Below are 4,392 nucleotides of genomic sequence, written 5' to 3'. Positions count from 1 at the left end.
GTCTCGTGGGCTCGGAGATGTGTATAAGAGACAGGCGTAGGGAGAGGATATGGCGAAGGGTACTTCAATCCATTGACGGTCAGTCAACTAGTGATCGGAGTAAGTATCTTGAATCTGGTTGTACAAATACCAATCGTGATGCATGCGATTCAACGACGAGCAAAACAAAGTAAAAGCGCTCCTTAAAACTAGGAGCGCTTACTCATTAATTTTTACCTTTAAAGACGACTTCGTTATCGTTCCATGAGAAAGAAGGTTTGTAGATAAGTTCGAGGGACTGACCTTTTGGTGCATCGTAAAAGAGTTTACCTTTTAACGTCTTACCTTTGTTTAAATCACCACTGATTGCCATGTCATCTCCGAAATAAGAATCGACTTGTTCATCATTAATATAGAGGTTGAATTCCGTATCATCGATGAAAGCAGAATCATCGCCTTTATTGATTGCTGTTACATCAAATACAACGACATTTCCATTTTTTGATTCGCTGTATTGAGCAGGAGACTGGTTTTGAGCTTTTGAAATCGTGAGCTGTACATCACCGACTTTGATCGTATCGTCGAATGCAAAATGCTTAGGCGTATTTTTTTGTTTATCGCCTTTAGCCTGTTTTGAATCGACTGCAGTGACTTCTCCTCCTTTTTTGAGCTCTTTGTCTACTTCGTTTGCGAAGAATGATGTACATGCGACCATTGCAACGATAAGAATGACGATTGCGATGATCAAACCAAGTACCAATTTAAGAAGCTTTTTCATGCTGGTAAACCGATCCCTTCGAATTCAATAAGAATTGCTATGTATTTCCTACACTTATTAAAATGGAAAAATGCTATATTTTTTAATAAATAACAAATTTTAATATAAAATAAGTAAGAATTAATAATAATCTATCATAAAACCCAAATTAATACCATAATTTATTTATATTAAAATGATTTTTAAACTTTTGCATGCTTTTAATCTTAAACTCATTTTTTAATATCCTATAAATCGAAAAAATAGGAAATTATAAAAATAATATTATAAATAATTACATAAAGTAAAATAAAAATACTATATAATATATATTAACTATTTATTTTGTGATTTCCTGAAAGGAGATAAAAATGAATAAAAAAACTGTGTTTCAATCTGATTTGTTCATACTTATATTATTATTTGTGTTTTTTCCAGTTGGATTAATTTTGATGTGGAGGGAGAGAGCATTTACTAAAGGAGTTAGAATATTTTTTTCTACTGTTGGTTCAATAATTTTTGTCACCATATTCGTGTCTAATTTTTCGTCTGATCAAAGCGAAATTGGTGAAGATAAGTCTCAAATAGAACAAGGACAATCAATAGAAGAAACACAAGAAATTAGTGAATCTGAATCTTCAGATGAGTCTGAAGACACAAGTGATAGTGAAGAAAACAATCAACTGACAAGAGATAATTCTACAGCACGTGAAACTGATTTAAATTCTGGCAAGTTTATTGGTGGACAAGATGTTCCGGTAGGTAGATATGTAATAACGGCTAGTAATTCAGGTAATTTTTTTATTAAAGGCGATATACCTATAAACGAGATTCTAGATCCTACAGAAGAATTTGGTGTAAAAAGTGTGACTACCCAGATAAATGAGGGACTTGAAATTGAAATATCAGGAATCAATTCAGTTAACTTTAAACCAGCTGTCACGGAGAAAATGAATAAATTAACGCCTGGCTATTGGCAAGTCGGATTAGATATAGCAGAAGGACGATATGATGTAACTCCATCGGGGACAGGTAATTTTTTTGTATATAGTGAGGTTGGGAATAATGTGAATGAAATTTTAGATGAATCAGGTGAAAATGGAATTCAAAAGTATAGTTTGAACATCTCTAACGGGGACATTATCTATATAAGCAGTATTAATGAAGTAAGATTTAAAGAAAAATAAATTTCTTAAAAAACTCCCCGCCTTTACGTAATACAAATGTTAGGCGGGAGCTTTTTTTAAAGTATAGCTAAAATCTCGACTTCAACTAATGCACCTTTTGGTAGTTCCTTAACCGCGATACAAGACCGAGCTGGGAAGTGATTGTGTGGTGCGAAGTAATCGGAATAGATCGTATTAAAAGAAGCAAAGTGTTCCATGCTCGTTAAGTAGCATGTTGTCTTGACTACGCGGTCGGGAGTTAGTCCTGCCTCTTTCAGGATGGCATCGACGTTTCGCATAACTTGTTCCGTTTGTTCCGTGATTCCGCCTGGTACGAGTTCACCTGTTGCCGGATCAATCGGGATTTGACCGGAAGCATAGAGTGTTCCGTTTGCGATAAAGCCTTGCGAGTAAGGACCGATCGCAGCAGGGGCGTTCGTTGTGTTTATAGCATTAAAGTTATTCATTAGTTGACCTCCATTATTTTTTTGGGATTTGAAAAATATAGTGGTAATCTATGAACTAAAATGTAAATACGCATGATAAAATTAGTTAATAGATACAATTTTTTTGAAGTTACAAAATAAGTTTAGTCACTTCTTGATTAATGTAATAAGATTTAGTCTTTTTGTAAAGATAACGGAGGTAGTAACAATGCAAGATTCTTCACTTAAAAGTAAAACAGAAGTCGATATTCTTAAAGAAGCGGCTCTTAATAATAATATTTTCCCTAATACACTTTATAAAATTTTACAAAGTGCAAAAATTGATCATTACTCAGAAAACGGATCAAGTGCTAAAAGAAGACAACGAATTAAAGAAGAAATTATTCAATACTCGAAAGAGAAAAAGATTTTATCGGACGATTCAGCGCTAAAACTCCAAGTTCAAGCGGTTGATTTTATTGAGTTGAAGTTAAATAACTATAAAACATATTATGGGAAACAGACATTAAATTTTAAAATGCCTGTTCAGTCTGAAGAAAATATCATCTTAGTAGGCGGAATGAATGGTGCTGGTAAAACTACAATTTTAAAAGCTTTACGCGTTTTATTGTATGGTAAAAGAAATATGACTGATCTTGAATATAAAGAACAATTTGCAAATACGATTAATAATCGCTTTTTTTCTGAGGGTGGTCGAGAGTCTAGCGCAGAGCTAACGCTTTCTGTTGATAGTGATTATACGCATACTATTAAATTAGTTTGGCAATATGATAATGCCAAAAGAATGATCAGTGAAACGAGAACATTGATTAAAAGAAGAAATGGCTCGGTCAGACCTATCAGCAACAATATTATTACTAATAATAATTTAGATACCTTTAATCGCTTGATTGATGGTTGGCTTCCATTGGAATCATCACCATACTTTATATTTGATGGTGAAGAGATTAGTACATTAGTTGCTTCTAGAAACTCGACAAAATTTAAAGATGCAATCAATAGAATGATTGGATTAATGTTTTACGATAATCTAAAAAGTGATATTGATTTTATTGTAAAAGATTACGAGAGATCGCTAGCAAAAATGGCTGACTCAGCAAAAGTGAATCATATAAACAAAATGGTAGGAGCACTGAAAACAGAGTTAAAAGAAGCAGAAGAGAAGTTGGAAAGAGTAGATATGTACTTAAGCGGACGTAATACAAAATTATCGGATTTGCGTAAGCAGAGAAATGATATTTTGATGAAAAATAGAGATACGCGTGATGTGATTGTTAAAGAAATCAGTCAGTTGGAAGAACGATTGAAAAACGAAAAAAACAATTTAAATACGCTCTATAAAAAAAATATTATTCCAACTATCCTGAAGGATAAAATAAATCTTTTATCTAAACGCTTAAATGAAGAACAACTTGCTCAAGAAAAGGTGATTCGTTCAACAGCTGCATTAAAGCCTTATGAAGAGTTCATGAATCAATTACTGGCAAAGCCCTTAAGCCCTGCTTTAACGGAACAACAGCTTGTTCAAATTCAAGAACTAGGAAAAACTATTTGGATGGAAGATCACAACATTTCAAAAATTGAAGAAGTAGAAGTACTTCATGATATTACAAACGATACAAAAAAAATGTTGTCGAATTTAGCTTCAAATGCTAAGGCTGATCAAATAAAGAATGTAATTCGAAACATTTCAAAGTACGAAAATGATTTGAAAAATTTAAATCGAAGAGTGAGTTTGGCACCATCTGCGGTAGATGCTTCTGAAATTGAACGCGAAATTGAGGTGTTAAATCGCGACGTAGGTGACAAAGAGAAAACTCGTCGTGTAAGAAGAAATAAAGTGAATCAAATTAAAGAAGAACTCACAAAATTGATGCATGAATTAAGACGTCTTGGAGAAAATATAGAGTCTGATTCTGAATTACAGAAGAAATACGACTTCTCGAAAAGAGTTCAAAATGCGGTGAATCATTACACTGAACAAGTCTTGAATTGGAAAGTTGCTTTAATCCTGTCTCTTATACACATCTCCGAGCCCACGAGA

Annotated in this window: 4 protein-coding genes; 2 read left to right on the top strand and 2 right to left on the bottom strand. The window is 33.4% G+C overall.

Going from position 1 to position 4,392, the window contains the following annotated elements:
• Positions 1-205: 205 nt before the first annotated feature.
• Positions 206-757, bottom strand: coding sequence for a DUF4352 domain-containing protein (locus tag F8N00_RS16495; RefSeq protein WP_421018600.1), 552 nt, complete (start codon positions 755-757; stop codon positions 206-208).
• Between the two features lie 350 nt (positions 758-1,107).
• Here F8N00_RS16495 and F8N00_RS16490 point away from each other — a divergent pair, with 350 nt between their 5' ends.
• On the top strand, positions 1,108-1,923 hold the full coding sequence (locus tag F8N00_RS16490) for a hypothetical protein (RefSeq protein ID WP_075642730.1): 816 nt from the start codon (positions 1,108-1,110) through the stop codon (positions 1,921-1,923).
• 56 nt (positions 1,924-1,979) lie between these two features.
• On the opposite strand, the gene F8N00_RS16485 is transcribed toward F8N00_RS16490, so the two are convergent.
• Positions 1,980-2,369, bottom strand: coding sequence for a RidA family protein (locus F8N00_RS16485; RefSeq protein ID WP_075642729.1), 390 nt, complete (start codon positions 2,367-2,369; stop codon positions 1,980-1,982).
• Positions 2,370-2,556: 187 nt separating this feature from the next.
• Here F8N00_RS16485 and F8N00_RS16480 point away from each other — a divergent pair.
• Positions 2,557-4,392, top strand: a 1,836-nt coding sequence (locus F8N00_RS16480) for an AAA family ATPase (protein WP_421018599.1), incomplete at its 3' end; no start/stop codon positions are given.

This window comes from Exiguobacterium sp. A1_3_1 (assembly GCF_048985645.1).
GTDB classification, from domain to species: Bacteria; Bacillota; Bacilli; order Exiguobacteriales; family Exiguobacteriaceae; genus Exiguobacterium_A; species Exiguobacterium_A indicum.
This window is presented reverse-complemented; position numbering and strand designations above follow the sequence as displayed.